A 211-nucleotide genomic window follows, 5' to 3' on the forward strand; every position below is an offset into this window, starting at 1 on the left:
GAAGATATGGAACAAGCTTGGACAGAGATTGCGGCATCATTTCCCATCAAGGAGTCAATTAGAAAAAAAGGATGCCCAAAGAATGCATTTTTGGGATTGTGTCGTGCGGGGTTGGTTAAAGGAATCAACCCGGAAAAAGTCAAAACCAAACATTCCAAAAACGGAGAATATGCCGTTGCAGCGGTCAGCCTTTTAAAAAATGATCCCGAAT

General features: G+C 42.2%; 1 protein-coding gene. It reads left to right on the forward strand.

What is annotated here, in order from left to right:
* A partial coding sequence (locus ACTHSP_RS24405; protein WP_440347262.1) for a DUF6979 family protein occupies positions 1-211 on the forward strand: 211 nt, incomplete at both ends.

Source organism: Neisseria sp. P0001.S005 (genome assembly GCF_051963715.1).